The 23,358-nt window shown below is 67.0% G+C and carries 24 protein-coding genes; 9 read left to right on the top strand and 15 right to left on the bottom strand.

Features of this window, described 5'->3' with window-relative positions:
- The first annotated feature begins 69 nt into the window (after window positions 1–69).
- Both DFLDMN_RS07475 and DFLDMN_RS07470 read left to right on the top strand, forming a co-directional pair.
- The gene (locus DFLDMN_RS07475; RefSeq protein WP_423197828.1) at window positions 70–699 is read left to right on the top strand and encodes a chromate transporter; all 630 of its coding nucleotides are present in this window, start codon (window positions 70–72) and stop codon (window positions 697–699) included.
- Window positions 696–1,226 carry a chromate transporter gene (locus tag DFLDMN_RS07470; protein WP_423197827.1) on the top strand — a complete coding sequence of 177 codons (531 nt, stop codon included), beginning with the start codon at window positions 696–698 and terminating at the stop codon, window positions 1,224–1,226. The genes DFLDMN_RS07475 and DFLDMN_RS07470 overlap by 4 nt, the downstream gene beginning before the upstream one ends.
- Window positions 1,227–1,260: 34 nt before the next feature.
- On the opposite strand, the gene DFLDMN_RS07465 is transcribed toward DFLDMN_RS07470, so the two are convergent.
- From DFLDMN_RS07465 to DFLDMN_RS07425, 9 genes are all read right to left on the bottom strand, one after another.
- A complete protein-coding gene (locus DFLDMN_RS07465) occupies window positions 1,261–1,941 on the bottom strand; it encodes a DUF1120 domain-containing protein (RefSeq protein WP_423197826.1) in 681 nt (226 codons plus the stop codon).
- Between the two features lie 440 nt (window positions 1,942–2,381).
- Window positions 2,382–4,058 (bottom strand): L-lactate permease, encoded by a 1,677-nt coding sequence (locus DFLDMN_RS07460; RefSeq protein ID WP_423197825.1) that lies wholly within the window; start codon window positions 4,056–4,058, stop codon window positions 2,382–2,384.
- Window positions 4,059–4,535: 477 nt separating this feature from the next.
- Entirely contained in the window at window positions 4,536–5,180 is a 645-nt protein-coding gene (locus DFLDMN_RS07455; RefSeq protein WP_423198353.1) for a glutathione S-transferase family protein, read from the bottom strand.
- 30 nt (window positions 5,181–5,210) lie between these two features.
- Complete coding sequence (locus DFLDMN_RS07450; protein ID WP_423197824.1) at window positions 5,211–6,398, bottom strand: PLP-dependent aminotransferase family protein; 1,188 nt, start codon at window positions 6,396–6,398, stop codon at window positions 5,211–5,213.
- A gap of 72 nt (window positions 6,399–6,470) precedes the next feature.
- Window positions 6,471–6,926: a RidA family protein gene (locus DFLDMN_RS07445; protein WP_423197823.1), complete on the bottom strand. Its 456-nt coding sequence runs from the start codon at window positions 6,924–6,926 to the stop codon at window positions 6,471–6,473.
- Window positions 6,927–6,937: 11 nt separating this feature from the next.
- Window positions 6,938–7,921, bottom strand: a complete 984-nt coding sequence (locus tag DFLDMN_RS07440) for a DMT family transporter (protein ID WP_423198352.1) — start codon at window positions 7,919–7,921, stop codon at window positions 6,938–6,940.
- A gap of 94 nt (window positions 7,922–8,015) precedes the next feature.
- The gene (locus tag DFLDMN_RS07435) at window positions 8,016–8,654 is read right to left on the bottom strand and encodes a LysE family translocator (protein WP_423197822.1); all 639 of its coding nucleotides are present in this window, start codon (window positions 8,652–8,654) and stop codon (window positions 8,016–8,018) included.
- A 7-nt stretch (window positions 8,655–8,661) separates the two neighbouring features.
- Window positions 8,662–9,378 (bottom strand): alanyl-tRNA editing protein, encoded by a 717-nt coding sequence (locus DFLDMN_RS07430; RefSeq protein WP_423197821.1) that lies wholly within the window; start codon window positions 9,376–9,378, stop codon window positions 8,662–8,664.
- 34 nt (window positions 9,379–9,412) lie between these two features.
- The gene (locus DFLDMN_RS07425) at window positions 9,413–10,087 is read right to left on the bottom strand and encodes a VOC family protein (protein WP_423197820.1); all 675 of its coding nucleotides are present in this window, start codon (window positions 10,085–10,087) and stop codon (window positions 9,413–9,415) included.
- 84 nt (window positions 10,088–10,171) lie between these two features.
- Between DFLDMN_RS07425 and DFLDMN_RS07420 the strand changes: the two genes are divergently transcribed.
- The 4 genes from DFLDMN_RS07420 to DFLDMN_RS07405 all read left to right on the top strand — a co-directional run bounded on the left by DFLDMN_RS07420 (window position 10,172) and on the right by DFLDMN_RS07405 (window position 14,906).
- Window positions 10,172–11,713 carry a PLP-dependent aminotransferase family protein gene (locus tag DFLDMN_RS07420; RefSeq protein ID WP_423197819.1) on the top strand — a complete coding sequence of 514 codons (1,542 nt, stop codon included), beginning with the start codon at window positions 10,172–10,174 and terminating at the stop codon, window positions 11,711–11,713.
- A gap of 194 nt (window positions 11,714–11,907) precedes the next feature.
- Window positions 11,908–13,818, top strand: a complete 1,911-nt coding sequence (gene htpG / locus DFLDMN_RS07415; protein ID WP_423197818.1) for a molecular chaperone HtpG — start codon at window positions 11,908–11,910, stop codon at window positions 13,816–13,818.
- A 122-nt stretch (window positions 13,819–13,940) separates the two neighbouring features.
- Window positions 13,941–14,435, top strand: coding sequence for a DNA-deoxyinosine glycosylase (locus DFLDMN_RS07410; RefSeq protein WP_423198351.1), 495 nt, complete (start codon window positions 13,941–13,943; stop codon window positions 14,433–14,435).
- Window positions 14,436–14,594: 159 nt separating this feature from the next.
- On the top strand, window positions 14,595–14,906 hold the full coding sequence (locus DFLDMN_RS07405; RefSeq protein ID WP_423197817.1) for a hypothetical protein: 312 nt from the start codon (window positions 14,595–14,597) through the stop codon (window positions 14,904–14,906).
- Here the strand turns inward: DFLDMN_RS07405 and DFLDMN_RS07400 are convergent.
- The 3 genes from DFLDMN_RS07400 to DFLDMN_RS07390 all read right to left on the bottom strand — a co-directional run bounded on the left by DFLDMN_RS07400 (window position 14,887) and on the right by DFLDMN_RS07390 (window position 17,453).
- Entirely contained in the window at window positions 14,887–16,167 is a 1,281-nt protein-coding gene (locus DFLDMN_RS07400) for an MFS transporter (RefSeq protein WP_423197816.1), read from the bottom strand. The genes DFLDMN_RS07405 and DFLDMN_RS07400 overlap by 20 nt on opposite strands.
- Before the next feature lie 117 nt (window positions 16,168–16,284).
- A complete protein-coding gene (locus DFLDMN_RS07395) occupies window positions 16,285–16,569 on the bottom strand; it encodes a hypothetical protein (RefSeq protein WP_423197815.1) in 285 nt (94 codons plus the stop codon).
- 323 nt (window positions 16,570–16,892) lie between these two features.
- The gene (locus DFLDMN_RS07390) at window positions 16,893–17,453 is read right to left on the bottom strand and encodes a hypothetical protein (RefSeq protein ID WP_423197814.1); all 561 of its coding nucleotides are present in this window, start codon (window positions 17,451–17,453) and stop codon (window positions 16,893–16,895) included.
- A 130-nt stretch (window positions 17,454–17,583) separates the two neighbouring features.
- Between DFLDMN_RS07390 and DFLDMN_RS07385 the strand changes: the two genes are divergently transcribed.
- Both DFLDMN_RS07385 and DFLDMN_RS07380 read left to right on the top strand, forming a co-directional pair.
- On the top strand, window positions 17,584–18,342 hold the full coding sequence (locus DFLDMN_RS07385) for a tetratricopeptide repeat protein (protein WP_423197813.1): 759 nt from the start codon (window positions 17,584–17,586) through the stop codon (window positions 18,340–18,342).
- Window positions 18,343–18,374: 32 nt separating this feature from the next.
- Window positions 18,375–19,247 (top strand): spermidine synthase, encoded by an 873-nt coding sequence (locus tag DFLDMN_RS07380; RefSeq protein WP_423197812.1) that lies wholly within the window; start codon window positions 18,375–18,377, stop codon window positions 19,245–19,247.
- Window positions 19,248–19,358: 111 nt separating this feature from the next.
- On the opposite strand, the gene DFLDMN_RS07375 is transcribed toward DFLDMN_RS07380, so the two are convergent.
- On the bottom strand, window positions 19,359–20,996 hold the full coding sequence (locus tag DFLDMN_RS07375; RefSeq protein WP_423197811.1) for an ABC transporter substrate-binding protein: 1,638 nt from the start codon (window positions 20,994–20,996) through the stop codon (window positions 19,359–19,361).
- An 84-nt stretch (window positions 20,997–21,080) separates the two neighbouring features.
- Here DFLDMN_RS07375 and trmB point away from each other — a divergent pair, with 84 nt between their 5' ends.
- Entirely contained in the window at window positions 21,081–21,782 is a 702-nt protein-coding gene (gene trmB, locus DFLDMN_RS07370) for a tRNA (guanine(46)-N(7))-methyltransferase TrmB (RefSeq protein WP_423197810.1), read from the top strand.
- Between the two features lie 70 nt (window positions 21,783–21,852).
- Here trmB and DFLDMN_RS07365 read toward each other — a convergent pair whose 3' ends face one another.
- Window positions 21,853–23,055, bottom strand: a complete 1,203-nt coding sequence (locus tag DFLDMN_RS07365; RefSeq protein ID WP_423197809.1) for a DUF2863 family protein — start codon at window positions 23,053–23,055, stop codon at window positions 21,853–21,855.
- 125 nt (window positions 23,056–23,180) lie between these two features.
- Complete coding sequence (locus DFLDMN_RS07360; RefSeq protein ID WP_423197808.1) at window positions 23,181–23,315, bottom strand: hypothetical protein; 135 nt, start codon at window positions 23,313–23,315, stop codon at window positions 23,181–23,183.
- Window positions 23,316–23,358: the final 43 nt, after the last annotated feature.

The following is a 23,358-nucleotide window of genomic DNA, read 5'->3' as shown; positions in this document are numbered from 1 at the left end:
TCTCCAGCCCTATCCTGAGCCCTCCGAGCAAGAGTGGCCCGCCCACACCGACAACGAGACACCCGAGCCATGTCCAGCATCGCGCCCGCCGAACCAGAAGCCGTCGCTCCGCCGCCCAACGCCCGCACCCTGTTCCTTGAATTTGCCCGCATGGGGCTATCCGGCTTTGGCGGCGTGTTGCCGTTCGTGCGCCGTGCGGTGGTCGAGCGCAACCGCTGGCTCGACGATCGCGACTTTGTCGAGGTGCTGAGCCTGGGCCAGGTCCTGCCGGGGCCCAATGTCATCAATGTCTGCCTGATGCTCGGTCTGCGTTTTGCCGGCCTGCGCGGTGCGCTGGCGGCGTTTGCCGGCCTGGTGCTGGTGCCGATGGTGGTGGTGCTCACGGTCATGGTGATCTACCAGCATTACCAGAACGTGGAGGCGGTGCGGCGCATGCTGACCGGCATGACGGCGGTGTCGGCGGGCCTGATCCTCGCCACCGGCTTCAAGCTCGCGCAAAGCCAGCCGCGATCCGTGCGTGCCGTCCTGGTCGGCGTGGCGGCGTTTGTCACCATCGGCCTGCTGCATCTGCCGCTGGTGCCGGTGATGGCGGTGCTGGTGCCCCTGGCGCTCTATCTCGAGCATCGCGCCGGCAAGGTGAACACCAGTGACCATGCCAAGGTGGCCCCCGCCGCCAGCGATACGAAGGAGGATGCATGAGTACGCCCGAAATCCTGCGTAGCCTGCTGGGTCACTTCGGCATGCTGTCGCTGCTGTCGATCGGTGGCGGCGCCACCACCATTCCGGACATGCATCGCTATCTGGTCGAGGCCAATGGATGGATGACCGACCAGCAGTTCGCTGCACTCTATGCCATCTCGCAGGCCTCGCCGGGTCCCAACGTGTTGTTCGTCGCGCTGTTTGGCTGGCAGGTGGCGGGGCCGCAGGGCACTTTCGCGGCCATGACGGGCATGGTCGGCCCGTCGAGCCTGATCGCGCTCGGCTTTGAGTACTTCTCGGGCCGCTCGCCGCATGCGCGCTGGCCCGGCCTCATCAAGCGCGGCCTGTCGGCACTGACGATCGGATTGCTGCTGTCCACCGGCTGGCTGCTCGCGGCCAGCGTGGACCGCAGCTGGACCGCGATCGCCGTGACGCTGGTGACGATCGGGCTGATGCTGAAGACGCGCGTGCATCCGCTGGCGCTGGTGGCGCTGGGCGCGGGTGCCGGCCTGCTCGGGCTGGTCTGAACCCGCCAGGCCGGACAGCGTGGCCCCAGCCACGCTACAGATAGCGCAACGTGATGGTGGCCAGGCCGTCGATGACCACATCGTCGGTCAGCGCCGGCAGATCGACAATGCTGGCCAGCGCCAGGCTTACCTTGATTGGCTGGTGGATCAGCTTGTACGCGCCCGGCACGGTGGTGCCTAACGGGCTCCAGCTATGCAGGCGCACACCGGGCTGCGCCGGCCCCTGCTGCGCGGCAAACCAGACGGCGCCCCCATCCTGCGAGTAGATCGAGGACACGTCGTTGCCGTCCGCGGTGGCCCGCATGCCTTCGCTGGTTCCCGTCATCAGTGTGTAGGCGCCCACCTTGCGCCCGCCGACGCTACCGACGCCGAACGTATATCCCGCCGTGGCGAGCAGCTTGGCGCTGGCCGCCGCGTTGACCGTGCCGGCCCGGTTGTCGATGGTGGTCACGCCGATCTTCGCGGGCGAATCGCACGTGATGGTCAGCGTGACGACCTGTGGCGGCAGCACCGTAACCTCGGTCGCGCGGAGCAAATGCGTGGAGATGACGCCGAAGTCGGCCACCGCGCCGTCCGACAGGATCACGTCGCACGATGCCGGACGGATGACACCGCGCACCGAGAGGCCCACCGGTTCGGCGGCATGGGCCATGCCCGCCAGCGCGCCGACCAGGCAGGCGAGGGCGGCACGGCAAGCGTGGGTGAGAGCGTGCATGCGAGAGTGTGGGTGGGGACTTGTGTGCGGGCTTGTGCGAGTGGGTGGGCGCGGAGTGGTGCGAGTCGCGGTGCCAGCGGGGGCATCCGGTTTGACTGCGGCGGCATGCCGTAAGACAGCGAAAATGAGTGTTTTCATGATATTGCGGCGGCACGCTCCGTAAGCGGTGGGAAAGCGTCGGAAAGCGTCGGAAAGCGTCGGAAAGCGTCGGAAAGCGTCGGAAAGCGTCGGAAAGTGTCGGAGAGCGTGCGCGTTGGAACAGTGCTGGAGCAAAAGTGTTCCATTTTTGTCGCAAGATCACCGCGCAATGAATCACCAATCGCTTAAAACGAACGTGACGTGCGCAAAAACAAAAATGCCGTCCGGGCACAGGCCTGGACGGCGGCGAAGATCCAACGCCGCGGCATCCCTCCAGGGTGGAGGCATGCCGCGCTGGAACGTCAGTGAATCACCATGTGCGTGAACGGCGGCACGTACGCCTGCAGTGTCACAAACAAGCCCACCAGGATCGCCAGCGCGATCGAGTGGAAGAACACGTAGCGCAGGATGTCGCCCTCGTGCCCGTACCACTTGGTGGCGGTCGAGGCCACCACGATCGATTGCGCGTCGATCATCTTGCCCATCACGCCGCCCGAACTGTTGGCGGCCGCCATCAGGATCGGCGACAGGCCGAGCTGTTCCGCGGTGGTCTTCTGCAGGCCGCCAAACAGCACATTGGAGGCCGTATCGGAACCCGTCAGCGCCACCCCGAGCCAGCCCAGCATGGTGCCGAACAGCGGGTACAGCACGCCGGTCTGCGCAAACGCCAGGCCGAGCGTGGCATCGAGCCCCGAGTAGCGCGTGAGATAGCCGATGCCGAACATCGCGCAGATGGTCAGCAGCGAATAGCGCACGAGCTTGATGGTCTCCCAGTACTCCTTGATCATGCGCGGTATCGAGTAGCCCATCACGAGCCCGCCGACGATGGCCGAGACCAGGATGCCGGTACCGGCCATCGACAGCACGTTGAAGGTGAACACGGCGCCTTCCGCAATCTCCTTCGGCACCACCGGCGGACCCTTCAGGATGGCCTTGTCCAGACCCGGGATCGGGTACTTCCACTGCCACAGCGCATCCATGAATTTCTTGAACTCGGGGATGCCCCACACGAAGACGAACACCGTCAGGATGATCCAGGGCACCCAGGCCTTGGCCACCGAGATGCCGGCCGCGGCGGCGCTGGCGCGCGCGTCGGCTTCCAGCGCTTCCGGATGGTCGACCTTGGAGTCGTCATGACGGCCGAGGATCTTGGTCGAGGTCCACACTTCCTTCGGATGCCAGATCTTCAGGAATGCCGTCAGGCAGCCCATCGAGATCAGCGCCGAAATCACGTCCACCAGCCACGGCCCGTGGAAGTTCGACACCAGGAACTGCGGCACTGCGAAGCTCACGCCCGCCACCAGGATGGCCGGCCAGATCGCGATCATGCCGCGGAAGCCCGCGAACGCCCAGATCAGCCAGAACGGCACCAGCACCGAGAAGAACGGCAACTGGCGGCCGATCATCGCGGACAGTTGCACCTGGTCGAGCCCGGTCACGGACGAGAGGCCGATGATCGGCGCACCCAGCGCACCGAATGCCACCGGCGCGGTGTTGGCGATCAGCGCGAGGCCCGAGGCGGCCAGCGGCGAGAACCCGAGCCCGATCAGGATGGCACCGGTCACCGCCACCGGCGTGCCGAAGCCCGCCGCGCCCTCGAAGAACGCGCCAAAGCTGAATGCGACCAGCAGCAGCTGCAGGCGCCGGTCTTCGGTAATCCCGGAGATCGAGTTCTGCAACACCTTGAATGACCCGTTCAAGGTGGTCAGCCGGTGCAGGAAGATGATGTTGAGGACGATCCATCCGATCGGGAACAGGCCCGACACAATACCCAACCCGGCTGCCTTGCCGGCCATCTCGGCGGGCATGCCGAAGACCGCCGCGGCCACCACGATACCCACCAGCAGCGCGATACCGGCGGCGAAGTGCGCCTGCAGATGGAAAAACGCCAGTGCCGCGAGCAGCACCGCCACCGGTATCCCCGCGGCAATGGTGGACAGCGCCATATTGCCTAGCGGGTCATAGACTTGACTCCACACGATTGAATCCTCCTCTGGTTGACGGCAGGCTTGCCTCTGTGTGCCTCGCCTGCCTTTTTGCCACGTGCGGCGACCGCCGCTTCAGTCTCTGGCAAAAATCGGATTTTAAGGACCGGCCTATGACGCGCTGCCTTAAATCCCGTCATGGAGTCCGTGAACGGGATTCAACGTCAGGGTTTGTGCGGGGGGCAGCGCGGCTCGCGTCGGAGACCAAACGGGAGGGTACTCCTCATACGCCCGTTCGAAATGGTCCGGGTCGTATCGGCGCCACGCGGCCGAGCGGAGGCGAAAGGCGACAGGGGCGCCGGAGGCAAAGACGGAAAGAAGGCCCGAAAGAGGGCCCGAAAGAGGGCCGAAAGAGGGCCGAAAGAGAGCCAAGGGGCGGCGGCGGGCGGAGAAGGGGGCCGGCGCCGGTTGCGGGCATGCGCTTCAACCGGGCGACGACGGCGCACCAGGGCGCCGCCGCCACCGTTCCGGTTACCGCAAGGGGAGTTCCAGAATGCCACTCGCCGCGGGTCGGGCCCGCATGGCGGCCAGCCATCTTTCCAGATGTGGGCGTGGCTCGTGGGCAACGGGTATGCCCATCCAGCGATGGGCGGCGCAGGCCAGCGGGATGTCGGCCATGGTAAAGCGGTCGCCGCCGATAAACGGCTTGTCCTGCAACGCGGCATCGAGCATCGCCGCGAGCGGCTCGGTGCGCGCGCACGAGGCCGCGACGGCGGCGGCATCGCGGGCATCGGCCGGCGCACGCACCGTGTTGAGGAACGCGCCGACCATGGCAGGGCTGAATGCGGTGGTCTGCCAGTCCATCCAGCGGTCGGCGGACGCGCGCGCCTTTACGTCCGACGGCCACAGCGTGCCCTCGCCATAGCGGGCGCACAGGTAGCGCACGATCGCGTTCGACTCCCACAGCACGAACGGATCGCCGCCCACGTCGGTGCCGCGGAAATCCTCGATCACGGGAATCATGCGATTCGGGTTGAGCCGGACGTAAGCCTCGGTGTCGAGCTCTCCCCGGGTATTGCCGATATCGATGCGTTCGTGGTCGAGGTGCAGTTCACGCGCGCACCACACCACCTTCTGCACATTGATGGACGACAGCCGTCCCCAGATGCGCAGCATGCCGTGGCCCTGCTCGTGCTCTTCCATCGCTCAGGCCGCCCGTGCGTGCGGGGCCGCTTGCGCAATGGCCGTGCGGAACAGGTCGCCGAGGATCGCCACACCCTGCTCGATGCGTTCCGGCGGCACCGTGACAAAGGCCAGGCGCAGCGTGTTCTTGCGCGGCGCGCCGGCATAGAACGGCGCGCCCGGCACATACGCCACGTTGCGGCGCACGGCTTCCTCGAGCAGCGTCATGCTGTCGAGCCCCTCGGGCAGTTCCACCCAGATGAACATGCCGCCTTCCGGACGGTTCCAGGTCACGCCTTGCGGCATATGGCGCGACAGCGCGTCGAGCATCACCTCGCATTGCTTGCCATAGAGCGCGCGGATGGTCGGGATATGGCGCTCCAGCAGGCCGTCGCGCACGGTCTCGTAGGCCAGGCGCTGCGTAAAGCTCGGTGTATGCAGGTCGGACGCCTGCTTGGCCTGGCAAAGCTTGAAATGCAGCTCCGGCGGCGCGATGACAAACCCCAGGCGCAGCCCGGGCGCCAGGATCTTCGAGAACGAGCCCATGTAGATCACGCCGTCCGGGTTCATCGACAGCAGCGTGGGCAGCTGGTCGCCCGTATAGCTGAGCTCGCCGTACGGATCGTCCTCCACCAGCAGCAGGCCCAGCGCCTTGGCGCGCGCCACCAGTGCCTCGCGGCGGTCCAGCGGCAGGCGGCGGCCAGTGGGGTTCTGGAAGTTGGGCAGCGCGTACAGGAAGCGCGCGCCGGCGGTCAGCTCCGGCGTCAGCGCGTCCGGCAGCAGGCCGCGCTCGTCGCTCGGCACCGAGACGAACTCCGGCTCGAACAGCGAGAACGCCTGTAGCGCGCCCAGGTAACTCGGCGTCTCCACCAGCACCGGGCTGCCCGGATCGATCATCACCTTCGCGATCAGGTCGAGCGCCTGTTGCGAGCCGGTCGTGATCAGCACACGCTCCACGCCTACGTGATAGCGCCTGGCCACGAATTCCCGCAGCGGCAGATAGCCCTCGGTGGAGGCGTACTGCAGCGCGGCCTGCGGGTTATCGGCGAATACGCGGGCCACCGCCGCTTCCATTGCCGCTACCGGAAACGAGGCCGGCGAGGGCAGGCCGCCGGCGAACGAGATGACTTCCGGACGCTCGGTGACCTTCAGGATTTCGCGGATGGCCGAGCTCGTGAGTTGCTGTGCCCGGCGGGAGATGGCCCATTTCATGATGTGTCTCTGCTTGTCTTGGGGGAATCGTGGGGGACGACTTGTTGCTTCGCTCGATCGTTACTTCGATCGTTACTTCACTTCGACCGTCATTTCGATTTCAACGCAGGCGCCGAGCGGAATCTGCGCGACACCGAACGCGCTGCGGGCATGCTTGCCCTTGTCGCCGAAGACTTCCACCAGGAACTCCGAGCAGCCGTTGGTCACCAGATGCTGTTCGGTAAATTCAAGCGTGGAGTTGACCAGGCTCATGACCTTGACGATGCGCGTGACGCGGTTCAGGTCGCCCAGGTGGGCGTGCAGCGTGGCCAGCAGGTCGACGGCGATCGCACGCGCGGCGGCCTTGCCGGTTTCGGTGTCGACGTCCTTGCCGAGCTTGCCGACCCAGGGCTTGCCGTCTTTCCTGGCGATATGGCCCGAGAGGAAGACCGTGTTGCCGGTCTGCGCGGCCATGACATAGGCGGCGGCCGGCGCACCGGCGGTGGGCAGTTCAACGCCGAGGCGGGCGAGGGTGTCGTAGACGGACATGCATTCTCCTGTCAATGAAGGGGTCCTGGAACAATCGGATTGGCGGGCGCGGCCTTGCCGGCCTTGGCAAGGTTGCCGGTGGCGCCCGGGGTGCCACCTACGGCGGCACGCCGGCCAAGCGCCACCACGGCGATCACGGCCACGGCGAAAGCGACGGTCGCGGCATCGAGCGGCTCGGCCAGGATCAGGGCTCCGCCCGCCAGCGTAAGGAACGGTTGCAGCAATTGTATCTGTCCCACGCGCGCCACGCCGCCTTTTGCCAGTCCGGCATACCAGAACAGGAACCCGACGAACATCGAGAAGACGGAAACGTAGGCCATGCCGAGCCATGCGCGTGGCGAGGCGGCGGCAATCGCGGCGGCCTGCCCCAGCGCCATCCACGCCACCACCGGAACGAGCACCGGCAGCGACACCACCAGCGCCCAGCTGATCGTTTCCAGGCCGCCGAGCTCGCGCGACAGCTTGCCGCCCTCCGCATAGCCCAGTGCGCCGAGTACCACCGCCGCAAACAGATACCAGTCCGCATGCTGCAGCCCGCCCGCGCCTTGCCACAGCGCAAAGCCGACCACCAGCGCACTGCCGGCCAGTGCCGACAGCCAGAAGGCGACGGACGGGCGCTCGTGGCCGAACCACGCCGCAAACACCGCGGTGGCGAGCGGCAGCAGGCCGATGACGATGGCACCATGGCCCGCCGGCACTTCACGCATGGCCAGCGACGAGAACACCGGAAAGCCCGCCACCACGCCCAGCGCGGTCACGGTGAGACGCAGCCATTGGCGGCCATGCGGGCGTCGCGCCGGGACGAGGGCGCCCCGCAGGGACAGCAGCGCGAGCGCCAGGACGGCGGCGATCACCGCGCGGCCGAGCGCCACGAAAAGCGCATCGAGTTCCGCCACGGCCATGCGCGTGAACGGCAGGGTCTGGCTGAAGATCGCCACGCCGATCAGGCCGAGCAGCATGCCGCCACCGGTCGCCACGGGTGCCGCGCTTGCCATCTGGACCGGACCGGTGCCCGCGGCAGGAGCGGCAGGGTCGCCGGGAGGCGCGGGCCGGGTCGGGTGGGTATCGTGTGCCATGGTCGCGGTCTCCTCAGTGCCCGCCGGGCCGCGCGCCCAGCGCGATCCACAGCGCCGTCAGGCCCAGTGCGAGCCCCATGCCCCGGTTGAACCACAGCACGCGGCGGCCATGCGACAGCCACTGCCGCAGCGAGGCGCCGAGCATGCCGTAGAAGCCGTTGCTCACAAAGCCGAAGGTCGCGAACACCACGCTTACGAGTGCCGCGCGTTGCACGGGCGCGGCCGCGCCCGCCATGTACGAGGCCGCTACCGCGAGCGCGAGCATCCACGCCTTGATATTGGCGTATTGCAGCACCACCGATTGCCAGACCGTCATCGGCCGGAGCACCTGCTTGTCGGTCAGGGCCGTGCTGCGTGCAATCCGTATCGCCAGCCACAGCAGGTAGAGCACGCCGGCAATATGGATCAGCGCCGCCAGCCACGGGCTGGCCAGGACGAGCGCACCCACGCCGGCCGCACATAGCGCGACGATGCTGGCAAAGCCGATCGACACGCCCACGCTATGCGGCAGCGTGGCGCGCAGGCCGAAGTTGGCACCGGTGACGGCGGCGATGGTCGTGTTGGGACCCGGCGTAAAGGTGCCGAACAGCATCAGGGTGACCAGCGCGAGAAACTGCTCGGCGGGCAGGCCGGCAAGCCAGCTGTTATCCATCTCGGGCTCAGGCGAAATTGACGACCACGCGCCGGTTGGTGCGGCTCTTCTTCTCGATCTTGGTGACCACGATCGCGCCGATCTCGCGCGTGTTGGCCACATGGGTGCCACCGCACGGCTGGCGGTCGACGCCCGGGATCTCGATGATGCGGATGGTCGCCGTGCCTGCCGGCGGTGCCGCGCCGATGGTGCGCACCAGGTCCGGCTGCGCGGCCAGCGCTTCGGGCGTGATGCGGTCGATACGGATCTCGGTATCGGCGTTGATCAGCGCATTGAGGCGCGTGGTCAGGTCGGCCTTGTCGAGCGTCGCTTCGGGCAGGTCGAAGTCGATGCGCGCCGAGTCCGGCGAGATGCCGCAGCCGGTGACCGGCACCGGAATCAGCGAGCCCAGCAGGTGCAGGCAGGTATGCAGGCGCATCAGCCGGTGGCGGCGCGCCCAGTCGATGGCGACCGTCACCTGGTCGCCCACCGCCGGCAGGGCGGCGTCCGGCGCCGGTACATGAAGGATGCGCGTACGGTCGTCGGCATACACCGTATCGACCAGGGCGATGGCCCGGCCGTCAGCCAGCGTCAGCGTGCCCGTGTCGCCGGCCTGGCCGCCGCTGCGTGCGTAGCAGACGGTCTGGTCGAGCTCGATGCCGGCCTCGCCGACCGCCACGACGGTCGCCTCGCAATGGTCGAGATAGGCGTCGTCGTCGAAGCGCTTGTAGGTGGTGGCGGACATCGGGGGGCTCCTGTTCTCTGGTCTGGTGTTAGGTCTACCGCAGCGTCTTGACGCCGTCGGGGGTTTCGATCTCGGCCCACAGCAGCGGCACGCCATCGGTTTGTTCCAGCGCGATGAGGTGTTCCGCGCCGAGCCATGCCAGGCCCTGACGCAGCAGTTCCGCGTGCGGATGACTGCCATGCAGCCGACGCAGCGCCAGGTCCTGGCGCGGCAGGCTGACGCCGGGGTGGTTGGGCACGTCCCACTGGATCAGGGTGGGAAAGAGGCCGTCGCCGGCCGTGGCCGCCTCGCCGCGCCAGGCCGGCAGGCTGCCGTCGTCGGGCACGGTCAGGCGCCAGTGCAGGTCGCCGCGCGACATCGGAATGGCCGGCGCGAGGCGGTCCGGATACTGGGCCTGCCAGCGCGACAGATCGGCCGGCCGCTCGACGCGCGCGGCCCAGTGCAGCAGGAACGGACCGTCGCGCAGGCGTTGCTGGACCACATCGCTGTCGAGCCCGAACCAGCGCGGCCGCGCCGGGGTGCCGGCCGGATCGATGGCGATGACTTCCAGATAGGTGCCGCCGAACAGGCCCAGCACGCGGTTGTGGCTGCCCATGCGCGCATGCGCGCCACCGCCGGACGGTGCGACCCCAAGCGTGGCGGCAACGAATTCGGCGCCGGTATCGAGGTCCGGCGCGGCGATCACGAGGTGGTCCAGGGCAAGTTTCATCGTGGGTTGATGGTAGTCAAGGTTGTCGGTACAGTACCGGTACAGTTCTGCGGATCGTATTCTGTACAGTTGCGGGAGCACCACATGGAAGGCAGCCAGGACCGCAAGGATAGTGGCAAAGCGGGCGGTAACGGTAGGGAGGGGGACGGCGCGCAGGCGGGCGGCGCGCGCGCACTGCGGCTGGTGCTGCCGCAAGGCAGCACCGAGCGGCTGCCGGACCCGGTGCCATCGGCCCAGATGACGCTGGTCGAGCAGCTCACCGAATGGGCGCGCCTGCGCATCGACGAGCGCGTGTTCCGCGCCGGCATGCGCATGCCGTCGATCCGGCAACTCGCCCAGGAAAAGGGCATTTCGCGTTTTACGGTCGTGGAAGCCTACGAGCGGCTGGTCGCGCTCGGCTATCTCGAATCGCGGCGCGGCTCGGGCTTTTACGTGCGCGAGCGCGCCGGCCAGCCGGCGCCGGCCTCGATTGCCGCCACGCCGGCCGGGCAGGGCAGCCGCTCGATCGACGTGACCTGGCTGCTGCGCAGCATGTTCCACTCGGCCGAGCCGCACAAGTCGCCGGGCTGGGGCTTCCTGCCCAACGACTGGCTCGATGGCGAACTGCTGGGCAGCGCGCTGCGCGGGCTCGGCCGCCAGCCCGGCAACCATTTCCTCGCCAGCGGCACGCCGCAGGGCTTCCTGCCGTTGCGCCAGCAACTGCGGACGCGGCTGGAAGAACTGGAAATCGGTGTCACGCCCGAGCAGATCGTCATGACGTCGGGCATCACGCAGGCCTTCGACCTGATCGCGCGCCAGTTCCTGCAGCCGGGGGACACGGTGCTGGTAGGAGATCCGGCCTGGTTCGTCATGTTCGCGCGCTTTGCCGCGCAGGGCGCGCAGGTCATCGGCGTGCCGTACACGGCCGACGGGCCGGACCTGGAAGCGCTGGAGCGTATCGTGCAGGCCCATCGCCCCAGGTTGTTCGTGGTGAATTCGGTGCTGCACAACCCCACCGGCACCTCGCTGTCCGCCGCGCGGGCATTCCGTCTGCTGCAACTGGCCGAGCAGTACGACTTCCTGATCGTCGAGGACGATATCTATTGCGACCTGTGCCCGCCCGGGCATGCCGCCACGCGGCTGGCCAGCCTCGACCAGTTGCGGCGGGTGGTCTACCTCGGCAGTTTTTCCAAGACGCTGGCCGCCAACCTGCGCGTCGGCTTTATCGCCGCCAGCCCGGACCTTGCCGTGACGCTGACCGACAGCAAGCTGCTGACCGGCATGGCCACCCCGGAAATCAACGAGCGGGTGCTGTACAAGGTGCTGACCGAAGGTCACTACCGCAAGCACGTGGAGCGCGTGCGCAACCGGCTGGACCGGGCCCGCGAAGAAACCCGCCGCGCGCTGGAGGACCTGGGCCTGCGCCTGTTCCCGGGCCAGTCGGCGGGCATGTATCTGTGGGCCGATACCGGGCGCGATACCAACGCCATCGCCGCCGCCGGCCTGGAAAAGGGTTACCTGTTCGCACCGGGCAGCCTGTTCTCGCCGTCGCAGCTGCCGTCCGGCTGGATGCGCTTCAACGCCGCCAGCAGTAGCGATCCCGGCATGCTGCGCTTCCTGGCCGACCAGTTGGAGCGCCGCACCTGACCCGGCGCCCGCATGGCGGGGCGCCCCGGGGTCATCCCCGGGGCAGCCCGGCCCGACGCGGTGCCGGGTTTGCGCGGCGGGCCTTGAAAAGCGGCCCCGGCGGCCTTATTTCACCGCACATCGACCCCCCGCCGCATGTGCATGGCGGGGGCACTTTCCGAATTCCGTCCGTTTTCGTTTTCAAGAGGAGAACCATGACCGCCCCGCACGCGCCACACGAGACGATGAGCTTCCAGGCGGAAGTGAAGCAGCTGCTGCACCTGATGATCCACTCGCTGTACAGCAACAAGGAAATCTTCCTGCGCGAGCTGGTATCGAATGCTTCCGACGCCACCGACAAGCTGCGCTTCGAGGCAATTGCCAATCCGGCCCTGCTCGAGAACGACGCCGACCTGGCAATCCGCATCGAGGCCGACGCCGCCGCGCGCACGCTGAAGATCACCGACAACGGCATCGGCATGAGCCGCGACGAGGCCATCCGCAACCTCGGCACCATCGCCCGCTCGGGTACCCGCGAATTCTTCCAGCAGCTGTCGGGCGACCAGCAGAAGGACGCTGCGCTGATCGGCCAGTTTGGCGTGGGCTTCTATTCGGCGTTTATCGTGGCCGACAAGGTCACGGTCGAGACCCGCCGCGCCGGACTGTCCGCCGCCGAGGCGGTGCGCTGGGAAAGCACCGGCGACGGCGAATTCACGGTGGACGAGATCAACCGCGCCGAGCGCGGCACCGCCATCACGCTGCACCTGCGCGAAGGCGAGGACGACTTCCTCTCGTCTTACCGCCTGCGCCACATCATCCAGAAGTACTCGGACCATATCTCGCTGCCGATCCGCATGCCCAAGGAAGAGTGGGACGCGGAAGCCAGCCAGCACAAGGCCACCGGCGAGTGGGAAAGCGTGAACCAGGCCAGCGCGCTGTGGACGCGCGCCAAGGGCGATATCACCGACGAGCAGTACGAGGCGTTCTACCAGCACATCGCGCATGACAACCAGGCGCCGCTGACGTGGACGCACAACCGCGTGGAAGGCCGCAGCGAATACACGCAGCTGCTGTATATCCCGGCCCGCGCGCCGTTCGACCTGTGGGATCGCAACCACAAGGCCGGGCTCAAGCTGTACGTCAAGCGCGTCTTCATCATGGACGATGCGGACCAGCTGCTGCCGGCATACCTGCGCTTCGTCAAGGGCGTGGTCGACTCCGCCGACCTGCCGCTCAACGTCTCGCGCGAACTGCTGCAGGAGAGCCGCGACGTCAAGGCCATCCGCGAAGGCTGCACCAAGCGCGTGCTGTCGATGCTGGAGGCGCTGGCCGACAGCGAGGACGAAGCCGAACGCGCCAAGTACGCGACGTTCTGGGAACAGTTCGGCCAGGTGCTCAAGGAAGGCACGGGCGAGGACCATGCCAATGCCGAGCGCATCGCCAGGCTGCTGCGCTTTGCCTCGACGCACCAGGACACCGCCGAGCAGACCGTCTCGCTCGCGGCGTACGTGGGCCGCATGAAGGAAGGGCAGGACAAGATCTACTACGTGACCGCCGATACGTGGGCCGCGGCCAAGTCGAGTCCGCATCTGGAAGTGTTCCGCAAGAAGGGGATCGAGGTCCTGCTGCTGACCGAGCGCGTCGACGAATGGATGCTCTCGTTCCTGCGCGAATTCGACGGCAAGGAACTCGTGTCCGTGGCGCGCGGCGACCTCGACCTCGGCAACCTGGCCGACGAGGCGGAAAAGGCCGAGCAGGAAAAGGCCGAAACCGAATGGAAGGACGTGGTCGAACGTGCCAGGACCGTGCTCGAAGGCAAGGCCAAGGACGTACGCGTGACGCTGCGCCTGACCGAATCGGCGTCGTGCCTGGTGTCGGACGACGGCGACATGAGTGGCTATCTGCAACGCCTGCTCAAACAGGCCGGCCAGAAGGCCCCGGAAGCGCAGCCGATCCTGGAACTGAACCCGGATCATGCGCTGGTCAGGAAGCTGCGCGACGTGCCCGAAGGCGATGCGTTCAACGATCGCGTGCGCGTGCTGTTCGACCAGGCCCTGCTGGCTGAAGGCGGCATGCTCGACGATCCGGCCGCGTACGTGCAGCGCGTCAACCGGCTGCTGGCCTGATTGACGGACTGACGGACTGACGGACCGACGTTGCGGATACCGGCTGCCAAGGCGCTCCCCCGCTCTCATCGCCGCAGGTGCGGGCGGGGGCGCGCCTGGCAACGGGCATGCGCACAGCCTGCATGACGCTCAAGCGCTGCTTTCCTCCCGTCACTGACGCCGACACCCGCGTGCTGATCCTCGGCAGCCTGCCGGGAGAGGCGTCGCTCGCGCAGAGCCAGTATTACGCGCACAAGCAGAACCAGTTCTGGCGTCTGGTGGGCGACCTCATCGGCCGGGACCTGGTCGGCATGGCGTACGCCACGCGCCTGCAGACCTTGCTTGCGCACCGTATCGGCTTATGGGACGTGGTGGCCGAGGCCACGCGGCACGGCAGCCTCGACAGCAATATCCGCGACCACGCCGGTAACGATCTGCCGGGACTGATTGCCTCGCTGCCGAAGCTGGAGGCGATCGCGTTCAATGGCGGCACCGCGGAGCGCATCGGTCTCAAGGCGCTGACCGAGCACGGGGATCGCCATCGCATCATCCGGCTGCCGTCGAGCAGTCCGGCCTATACCCTGCGCTATGCCGACAAGCTGCAGGCGTGGCAGCAATTGCGCGAGTGGCTGGCTTGAGCGGGGCGCGGTCTCAACCGCAACCGCATCCGCAACCGCATCCGCGTCATAGCAATCCCTGCCGCTTCAATCGCAAACTGATCTACATCAAAGACCGTCGCAGTCGATTGTTGGATCGTTGGGCGCATCCCATCTACGGCCTTGCGCCGGAGGTTCGCGATGCTGACCGGGCCGCCTCCTTCCATCGTCGCCTCGCCATCCGGCACGCTGATTACGCTGGCCGAGCTGCATCGGCTGACGGCGCTGCTGATGTGCGAGTACGACATCGACGTTTGTCATGAGCCGGACCGCCATTGGGTGGTCATGCTGACGATTGCCGGGCGGTGCTATGGCCTGAGCACCGTGCGCGGCCAGATGCGCCGCTGGCGCCGGCTCGATTCGGTGCTGGCGTTCCTGCGGGAGCGGTGTGGCGACCCGGCGACGCTGCGGCTGCATACGCCGGCGTGGACCTTCAAGCGGGTGGTTGGCTGAGTCGCGGCATCTGCCGCAACGCCAGGATCGATGTCACCATCGACGCGATGACCGCGCTCGTGCAGACGACTGCCACTGACATTGCCGAACCATCGTAGCGCAGCCCTGCCAGGCACGCGGCAAGCCCGCCCGCCAGCGCCTGCAAACCGAGCATGGTGCCGGCCACCGCGGAACGGTATCCCGTGTCGACGTCCATGGCCCACGCGTTGGCGACCGGCACCACCAGGCAGAAGCCAAGCTGCGCCATCGCCAGTGAAGCGAACAGCAATGCGGCGGAGAGCGCCGCGGCGGACGGTGGCGCGGCAATGAGCGGTGGTAACGCCAAATGGTCGAGGCTGGCAAGCAGCCAGAGCGCCAATGCCGCAAGCGCCTGCACTAGCAGTCCGCACCAGATCAGGCGGTGCTCGGCCACGCGATGCGCAAGCGCGCCGATGCAGATAAAGCCCAGCACACCGACACCAGCCTGCAGCGCCAGCACCATGCCGACCGTGATGACCGACAGGCCGCCCCGGCTCGTCAGCAGGAACGGGGCAGCCACCAGCAGCGCGCTGAATCCGGCCTGCGTGGCGCATAGCAGCAGCAACGGATGCCGCACTGCCCGCAGGCATTGCGCCAGTTGTCGCGCCGACAGGGTTGGTGCCGGCAGCGTTGGTGCCGGCAGGGCTTTCGTCGGCGGGGTTATGGTTGGCAGACCGGGCGCCGGGACAGGTCCAGCCACCACTGTCCCGCGCAGGCTGTGCCTCAGCAAGGGCGGCAGCGCCAGCAGGGGCAGACACAGCACCGCGAACATCACGCGCCAGCCCCATGCCGCCGCCATCATTGCGGCCAACAGCGGTGCGACGATGCTGGCGGCTTCCAGTGCCGCCTGGCTATAGGCGAACAAGCGGCGGTACTCGCCGTGCCGCACACAGTCGCGCAACAGCGCACGGTTGGCTGCCGAGCCGAGGGCGTTGATGACATACATGCACAGCAGGATGGCCGCATAAACGGCATAGGTCCGCGCCTGCGTGCTGGCCAGCCCGAGCAGGCAGACCAGGATCGCGCTCAGCGAGACAGTGCGTAGGCGGCGGATACTGTCGACCAGCCATGGCGCGCCCAGCAGCGCCAATGCGGTGGTCATCAGCGCGACCGCGACCAGCGTCTGGAAGCCGGCTGGCGTCACGCCGAGATCGTCCGCGATCATCGGCATCACCGGCGCCAGCGCTTCGAACAGCACGGTCACCATGACGGCGCGCACGGTCAGGGTGACGTAGGCGGGCATCTGGACCACGACGGATTGGGTAAGTGTATGTTGGACGACGCGGCCGGTCATGGCGCGCGCATGCGCCACGGCCGGCCACGTCGGGTCGCGACAGACGACGTCACGCAACGTCAGTGATCAGGCCGCAAGGGCTCGATGTCGGTCACGTCGTCCGAACGAGGCCCCCGAGGCGCGACGTGCGGCACTGCCCGCGCACCAGGCCTCGATCAACTGACTGTGCTGCGGATAAAGCGCCGAAAAGTAGGCGGAGAATTCTTCCCAGCGATCGTCGTCCAGCAAGGCGTGGAGCTTGTCGAGGTCTTCTACCGGGAAGGTGAGGTCCATATGCATGCGGAACGCGGATGTCTTCTCCGGCGTCGCGTGATCGCACAGCACTTCTGCGTTCAGGACGTGGTTGCCCATGGCGAGTCCTCCTGTCGGAAAGGAAAGGAAGGTAATGGGGCGCGGAAACTTTGGAAGACGGAAAGGGAGATCGCATTGAGAACGTCGCAACGGATTGCGACGACCTCAGCGTGGCGGTGCGATTGCCGACAGGGACAGCATATGAGTCCCCGGCGCAAAGCGGAAGCAAGCGGCGAAGAATTTGTTTCTATCGCCAGCGGGAGATGTTTTCTGTCGTGCAGATCGGCATGTTGCCGTTTGTCACCGAGAGTTGAGGCTACCGTGATGCCGGTTCCGTGACGGAACCGGACGGCGCCCGACGGCGCTCGGCGGCGCAGGGCGACTTACGCCGTGGTGTTGACCAGATTGCCGGTGGGGCTGGTGCCTTCCTGCTTGATCGCCGCGGCCAGCTTGCCCATGGCCTGTTGCAGCGCGCCCTGGAGCGTGTTCGCCTGGGCCTGCAGGCCGCCCAGCATATTGGCCTTGGTGCGCTCGTCCATGGTGCCCGATTGCACCGCCTGGATCTGCTGCATGACCGCCGCCAGCTGTTTCTGGATCTGCGCGATCTGCTCCTTGATGGTCTTGACCGCGACCGATTCGCTGCTGCCGTCCGTGGCCTGGGTGCCGTCCTGCGACTGCGCGCCGAGGCTGCGCAGATCGGGGCCGCTGACCGTGTCGCGGCCGTTGCCGACCGAACCGCCAGCGGCGGAACGGTTGGCGCCGGTGGCGCCGCCATTGGTGGCGTTGGCGGCGGTGGTGGTGTCAGGGTTGCCTTGCGCCGCGGCGCTGGCGTTGGCGGAGGCATTCGCCTCCGCGGCCACCGCGATCCGCTGCTGGGTGGCCTGCGCGGCGATGGTGTCGCGCGGCGTCAGGATCTGGGGCGTAATACCGGAGAGGCTAGACATTGTTCTGGTCCAATCTGAGGAGTGCCTGTCCGGGTTGACGGCATGCTTCGCCAAAACTTTAGGGTGGGCCGCGCATTCTGTCACAATCGCGACCATGGTCCGTTTCCGGCCAGGAAATTTCAGGTTAGGTATGCAAGTTCCATATTTCGGCATCGGGCTGCACGTCATCGTCGCGATTTTCTTCGCGGTGCATGCGGTGCGGACTCACCAGAACATGTATTGGCTGCTGCTGCTGTTCATCTTTCCGGGACTCGGCAGCATCGTCTATTTCTTCGCCATCTATCTGCCGAGCCTGCGGCAGACGCGCGGGGCACGCGCCGCCGGCCGCGCCATCAAGCAGATCGTCGATCCGGGCCGCGCCGTGCGCGAGGCGCGCGAGGCGTTCGACCGCGCGCCGACCGTCGACCACCGCATGCGCCTGGGCGCCGCGTTGCTCGACGCCGGGCAGGCGCCCGAGGCGCTTCAGCACTACGAGGCCGCGGCGAGCGGCCCCTTCGCCAGCGATCCCGCGCTGCTGCAGGGCCTGGCGCAGGCGCAGGTCGCCAACGGCCAGCACGCCGCGGCGCGTACCACCATCGAAAAACTGTATGCCGCCCACCCGCCGGCACGCGAGCAGGCGGATCCGACCCTGCTCTATGCCCAGGCGCTCGCGGCCACCGGCGCGGAAGGTACGCGCACCGCTTTCGAGCGAGCACTGACTTACGCTAGCGACGCCGCAGCGCGTTGTTTGTTTGCCGACTGGCTGACGCGCCAGCCGGACCCGGCCGATCGCGAACGCGCCCGTTCGCTATATGCCGACATCGTTCACGACGCGCGCCACTGGCCGCGTCATGCCCGCGAGCACAATCGCGAATGGCTCCAGCGCGCGCAGGCGGCGCTCGGCCAGTGATATCCCGCGCCCTTGGCGCCTTGTTCAGCAATATGACGCTTCTGAAACGCAAATCGATCGAGGCGGTGGCCTCGCGCCGCCCCGCACGCGGCAGCCGTACCCCGGCACGCCACGACTTCCACAATGAAACCCGCATGACCCCGCGCTTTGCGCCGGTGACGTTCTCCGAAATGGATGGCGTGCGCTATCTGCATTTCGGCACCGAGTGGGTGCAGGGCGCCATGCGCCTGCGCAAGCCCGATGCCATCGAGCTGGAATACGCACAGCAGATGATGGCGTGGCTGCTGTTCCAGTCGCCGTCGGTGGACGGCTTTCACGTGGTGCAGCTGGGCCTGGGCGCGGCCGCGCTGACCAAGTTCTGTCACCGCAATTTCGCCCGCGCGCGCGTGACGGCAGTGGAACTGAACCCCGCCGTCATCGTGGCCGGCCGCAGCATGTTCGGCCTGCGCGAGGACGATGCGCGCCTGTCGGTGCGCGAGCAGGACGCGTGGGACTATGTGATGGATGGCGCCAGCACGGCGACCGTCGATGCATTGCAGGTCGACCTGTACGACGCCACCGCGCGTGGCCCGGTGCTCGATACCACCGCGTTCTACCGCGCCTGCCGACGTGTGCTCAAGGCGCCCGGCGTGATGACGATCAACCTGTTCGGCGATCACGAAAGCTTTCCGAAAAACATCGTGCGCATCTGCGATGCCTTCGACAATCGCGTGCTGGTGTTTCCGGAAGTGCACGACGGCAACATCATCGCCATGGCCTTCAACGGTCCGCGTATCGATGTGTCATGGGACACGCTCGAGGCGCGCGCGGCGGTGGTGGAAGCGGCCACCGGGTTGCCGGCGAAGGATTGGGTAAAGAAGCTGCGCGCTGCCAACGCCCGGCAGGAAGCGCGCCTCGTCATCTGACGCGGGCGCTTATCCTCCCGCCCTGGTGGCGCGCCGTCAGGCGCCCAGTCAGGCGCTCAGTCAGGCGCTCAGTCAGGCAGGTCAGGGCGGCGCTGCGGCGCCGCCCCGGTTTCACTCCTTGTGGAAAAACTGCGCCAGCGACCACTCGTCCGTGCGCGCCTCGTACTTGATGCCCTTGCGCATCGCCCACATCGCCAGCTGACTGTGCGAAGGGATGATGGCATGGTCGTCGAGCGCAAACTTCGCGGCCGCGCGCGCATTCTCCTCGCGGGCCTGATCGCTGGTAATGGTGCCGAGCGATTTCTCGATCAGCCTGTCGAGCTGCGGATTGCTGTATTTGCCCCAGTTCCACGTGCCATAGCCCGTCTGCGGATTGGGCGTGCCGACAATCGAGCGCAACGCCACATCGGCCGCGGCCGAGCCCCAGCCCAGCATCTCGAAGGCGAATTCGCCCTGCCGCGCGCGCGAGAAATACGCCGCCACGGGCATCGTTTCCACCTTGGTCTGGATACCGATGCGCGTCAGCATCGCCGCGGTGGCCTGCGCCACCGCCTGGTCGTTGAGATAGCGATTGTTGGTCGCATGCAGCGTCAGCCCGAAGCCGTCGGGATAACCGGCCGCGGCCAGCAGCTTCCGGGCGCCCTCCGGATCGTAGGCGTCCGGCCTGGTGCCGGGATGACCGAAGATCTGCGGCGAGACGATCGACGAGGCCGGCACCGCCAGCCCTTCCATGATGCGGCTCACGATCGCATCGCGGTTCAGCGCCTTGCTGATGGCCGTGCGTACCCGCGGATCCTTGAACGGATTCCTGCCGAGCGGCTTGCCCGCCTTGTCGGTGACGAACGGCGGGTTGTCGCGCGACTGGTCCATCTGCCAGAAGATGGTGCGCCACGAGACCTGCTGCTCGATACGGTACTTGGGGTTCTGCTTGAGGCGCGGCACATCGGCGGCCGGCACGCTCTCGATCACATCGACATCGCCGGAAAGCAGCGCGGCGGTGCGTGCACCATTGTCGGTGAGGATGCGGAAGGTCACGCGATCCCAGTCCGGCTTGGGACCCCAGTAGTCGGGGTTACGCGTCATCACGATTTCCTGCCCGCGCGCGAAGCGCACGAACTTGAACGGGCCCGTGCCGATCATCAGCTTGCCGGCATCGAACTCGGCCTGCGTCAGCGTGGCCGCCACCGCCTTCGGCATGATTGGCACGCTGTTCAGATCGTTGGCCAGGTTGGCGTAGTTCGGCACGTTCATGGTCAGCCGCACGGTCAGCGCGTCGGGCGTGTCGATGCGCGCGATCGGCTTGGTATAGCTGGTGAAGGTACCGGGACTGTTGACGAGCTTTTCGGGCCGTTCGAGCGAGGCCTTGACGTCGGCGCTCGTGAACGGGGAGCCGTCATGCCACTTCACGTTCGGGCGCAGCTTGATTTCCCATGTGGTGGGATTGAGCGGCTTCCACGACAGCGCCAGGCCTGGGATATAGCGCGCGTTCTTGTCCAGGAACACCAGCGACTCGAACACATGCAGCGCGATGGCATTGTTGGGACCCGAGTTGTTCCATTGCGGGTCCATCGACGTGACGTCGGCCGCCAGGCCGATGCGCAGGTCGGCGGCACTGGCGGCGCCAGCCGGCACCAGGCCGAGGGCAACCGTGCCGAGCGCGAGGGCCGCCGCACCGCGCAGCAGTGCGCGACGTACCGGATTGGAGGCGATGGGCGAGAAACGGCGACGGAGCAGGTGGCGGGTGTGCATCGGAGGCTCCCTGAAGTCATCGATCTGGCATTGTGCCGCCAAATGTACATCGTGGCGAGTGCACTGCCGGTAGAATCCGGCCCCATGTTCGCCAATTCCCGCACCATTGTCTCGGCCCAGACCGGCATGCACGACCAGCTTGCCGCCCGCGTGGCGCGTCACCTGGATGCATCCGATCCCGCGGCCTCATTCCGCAAGCCGGTGGGCGACGTCAGCCGCCAGGCCATGGACGCGGCGCTGGACGCATGGCAGCGCGCGGGCGCCGCGCCGCTGATCCTCGACGCCGGCTGCGGCGTAGGCGAGAGCACGCTGCGGCTCGCCACCGCGTTCCCCGATCATTTCGTGATCGGCGTCGATCAGTCGGAAAAGCGCCTCGCGGCCGGCAAGGACTGGTGGCAGGACGAGCCCATGCCCGCCAACTTCCATTGGGCCCGCGCCGACCTCGTCGATGTGTGGCGCCTGCTCGTGGCCGCGCGCGTGCCGGTGGCGCGCCATTACGTGCTGTACCCGAATCCATGGCCGAAGATCGGCCACCTGGGGCGCCGCTGGCATGGTCATGCGGTGTTCCCCGCGTTGGCCGCGTGCGGCGACTATCTGGAATGCCGCAGCAACTGGAAGATCTATATCGACGAATTTGCCGCCGCGCTAGGGATGGTGGGGCGCACGGCCACCACGCAAGCGTGGCAGCCGCAAGTCGCGATGACGCCGTTCGAGCGCAAGTACGCGGCATCGGGCCATGCGCTATGGCGTTGCGTCAGTAGCCGGTGGGCCGAGCGCGTCGGATAGCCGCGCCCAGTGGGGATGCGCCTCTCCCGCGGGCGGGGAGAGGTAACAGAGGGTAGAAGGGAGGGGCGGCTTAGTGGAACAGCGGCTGCTGCGTCGGCGCATCCTCGGGCAGCTCCGCATGCACGATCTCGCCGGAGCGGTCCGCATAGAGCGGCGTGCCGCAGTCCTCGCAGTACTCGGGATCGAACAGCGCAGCATGGCGGAAGATGTCTTCCACGCCCACATTGCGCAGTTCCTCGCAGATCTGCTCGAGCGGATTGCCCTTTTCCTCGGCATCCACCTCGCCGGCCTCGCGGCCATAAACGGGCCAGACGATGCCATAGATCACGTCCTTCTCGCCGCGGATGGTAAAGCCGACGCGATATTCCTCGACTACCTCTTCACCGAACGACGCCACCACCGCCGCCAGCTGGCCGGCCGGCATGTCGAGCGTGCCGCTCAGGTAGTTGACGGCGGCGCGCACGGTCAGCGGCCGGATGCTCTTGTCCGATTCGCGGCACGACAGGAAGAACGCATCCGGTAGCAGCAGCTCGAATTCGCAGCCCGGCAGCATCATCGCCACCGAGGGCTGGACCTGGCTGCGCCACTGCTCGAGGCAGACCGAGCGCTCGGCGTGATGTTCCTTGGCGTCTTCCTGCCAGCGGAACAGCGCGCCCTCGTGCGGCGCCACCACCACGGCCAGCAGGTAACGCGGATCGGCAAGGATCGGCGCGGTCTCGGGCAGGTCGCGCAGGTCGACCTTGGGTACCGTGCCGGCCAGCGCGGCGGCCGCGAGCTTGTGGGTCAGCGCAAAGGTATCGCTATGCGTGCGCGGCAGCTGGTCGATGCTGTACAGGTACGGCGACAGCGCGACCTTGGTGCCGGTGGCAAACACGTGTGCCTGGAGATGCACCGACAGCGTCTGCGCGAGCTCTGGCTTCAGCGTCCCGGAAGGAATCGCGTAGCGCGTGTGGGCGAGAATCGGCGCCGCCACCAGCAGCGCGTCGTAACGCGTGCCGTCGACCTCGATGGTGGCCGATTCGGCCAGCGTCTCGGCCTGTTCGGCGAGCACGTCGGAGGCATCGGCGTTGTGCTTGAACAGGTGTTCGAGCGCGGCGTCGAGTGCGGTCTGGCTGCCGTTCTTCAGCAGACGGCCGAGGCGCTGCGAAAGACGGCGTTCCCAGTAACCGTCCTCCATGCGGCTGCCCGAGGCGTCAAGCGCCAGCGCGTCGGCCACGAGCCGCTCGGCATCGGGCGATAGTCGGGGGGAAGCCTTGGGACGAAAACCTGCCATATGTAGAAACCGTCTGTTTTTTCGTAAAACGGTATTCTACTCGCTACCTTGGCAAAAACATGAGGTGGTGCCACGCGCCGCACCCGTCCTCACCATTCGATACCCTGCTATGTCAGCCGCGCGTCCTATTTCTGCTCGGCGGGCGCGTGCGTTTCGACACCGTGCTGTTCGCCGGCGATGGAGACGTCGCTGCCACCCTTGGTGAGCAGATAGAGCGCGGCGCCCGCGACGACGACAAAAGCGATGAGAATCTTGACCATGTTGTCTCCTGGCAAATCGTAAGGTTGGCAGGAGGCAGTCTGG

The organism is Cupriavidus sp. H19C3 (genome assembly GCF_049393815.1).
Taxonomy (GTDB): domain Bacteria; phylum Pseudomonadota; class Gammaproteobacteria; order Burkholderiales; family Burkholderiaceae; genus Cupriavidus.
The sequence above is the reverse complement of the archived record's forward strand: the minus strand, read 5'-3'. Positions and strand labels throughout refer to the sequence as shown.

What these genes read in the sequence shown, in the direction of transcription:
- DFLDMN_RS07475 (WP_423197828.1), top strand. Translation starts at nt 70, where the DNA reads ATGTCCAGCATCGCGCCCGCCGAACCAGAAGCCGTCGCTCCGCCGCCC.
- DFLDMN_RS07470 (WP_423197827.1), top strand. Translation starts at nt 696, where the DNA reads ATGAGTACGCCCGAAATCCTGCGTAGCCTGCTGGGTCACTTCGGCATG.
- DFLDMN_RS07465 (WP_423197826.1), bottom strand. Translation starts at nt 1,941, where the DNA reads ATGCACGCTCTCACCCACGCTTGCCGTGCCGCCCTCGCCTGCCTGGTC.
- DFLDMN_RS07455 (WP_423198353.1), bottom strand. Translation starts at nt 5,180, where the DNA reads ATGCTGCGCATCTGGGGACGGCTGTCGTCCATCAATGTGCAGAAGGTG.
- DFLDMN_RS07450 (WP_423197824.1), bottom strand. Translation starts at nt 6,398, where the DNA reads ATGAAATGGGCCATCTCCCGCCGGGCACAGCAACTCACGAGCTCGGCC.
- DFLDMN_RS07445 (WP_423197823.1), bottom strand. Translation starts at nt 6,926, where the DNA reads ATGTCCGTCTACGACACCCTCGCCCGCCTCGGCGTTGAACTGCCCACC.
- DFLDMN_RS07440 (WP_423198352.1), bottom strand. Translation starts at nt 7,921, where the DNA reads ATGGCAAGCGCGGCACCCGTGGCGACCGGTGGCGGCATGCTGCTCGGC.
- DFLDMN_RS07435 (WP_423197822.1), bottom strand. Translation starts at nt 8,654, where the DNA reads ATGGATAACAGCTGGCTTGCCGGCCTGCCCGCCGAGCAGTTTCTCGCG.
- DFLDMN_RS07430 (WP_423197821.1), bottom strand. Translation starts at nt 9,378, where the DNA reads ATGTCCGCCACCACCTACAAGCGCTTCGACGACGACGCCTATCTCGAC.
- DFLDMN_RS07425 (WP_423197820.1), bottom strand. Translation starts at nt 10,087, where the DNA reads ATGAAACTTGCCCTGGACCACCTCGTGATCGCCGCGCCGGACCTCGAT.
- DFLDMN_RS07420 (WP_423197819.1), top strand. Translation starts at nt 10,172, where the DNA reads ATGGAAGGCAGCCAGGACCGCAAGGATAGTGGCAAAGCGGGCGGTAAC.
- htpG (WP_423197818.1), top strand. Translation starts at nt 11,908, where the DNA reads ATGACCGCCCCGCACGCGCCACACGAGACGATGAGCTTCCAGGCGGAA.
- DFLDMN_RS07410 (WP_423198351.1), top strand. Translation starts at nt 13,941, where the DNA reads ATGACGCTCAAGCGCTGCTTTCCTCCCGTCACTGACGCCGACACCCGC.
- DFLDMN_RS07405 (WP_423197817.1), top strand. Translation starts at nt 14,595, where the DNA reads ATGCTGACCGGGCCGCCTCCTTCCATCGTCGCCTCGCCATCCGGCACG.
- DFLDMN_RS07400 (WP_423197816.1), bottom strand. Translation starts at nt 16,167, where the DNA reads ATGCCCGCCTACGTCACCCTGACCGTGCGCGCCGTCATGGTGACCGTG.
- DFLDMN_RS07395 (WP_423197815.1), bottom strand. Translation starts at nt 16,569, where the DNA reads ATGGGCAACCACGTCCTGAACGCAGAAGTGCTGTGCGATCACGCGACG.
- DFLDMN_RS07390 (WP_423197814.1), bottom strand. Translation starts at nt 17,453, where the DNA reads ATGTCTAGCCTCTCCGGTATTACGCCCCAGATCCTGACGCCGCGCGAC.
- DFLDMN_RS07385 (WP_423197813.1), top strand. Translation starts at nt 17,584, where the DNA reads ATGCAAGTTCCATATTTCGGCATCGGGCTGCACGTCATCGTCGCGATT.
- DFLDMN_RS07380 (WP_423197812.1), top strand. Translation starts at nt 18,375, where the DNA reads ATGACGCTTCTGAAACGCAAATCGATCGAGGCGGTGGCCTCGCGCCGC.
- DFLDMN_RS07375 (WP_423197811.1), bottom strand. Translation starts at nt 20,996, where the DNA reads ATGCACACCCGCCACCTGCTCCGTCGCCGTTTCTCGCCCATCGCCTCC.
- trmB (WP_423197810.1), top strand. Translation starts at nt 21,081, where the DNA reads ATGTTCGCCAATTCCCGCACCATTGTCTCGGCCCAGACCGGCATGCAC.
- DFLDMN_RS07365 (WP_423197809.1), bottom strand. Translation starts at nt 23,055, where the DNA reads ATGGCAGGTTTTCGTCCCAAGGCTTCCCCCCGACTATCGCCCGATGCC.
- DFLDMN_RS07360 (WP_423197808.1), bottom strand. Translation starts at nt 23,315, where the DNA reads ATGGTCAAGATTCTCATCGCTTTTGTCGTCGTCGCGGGCGCCGCGCTC.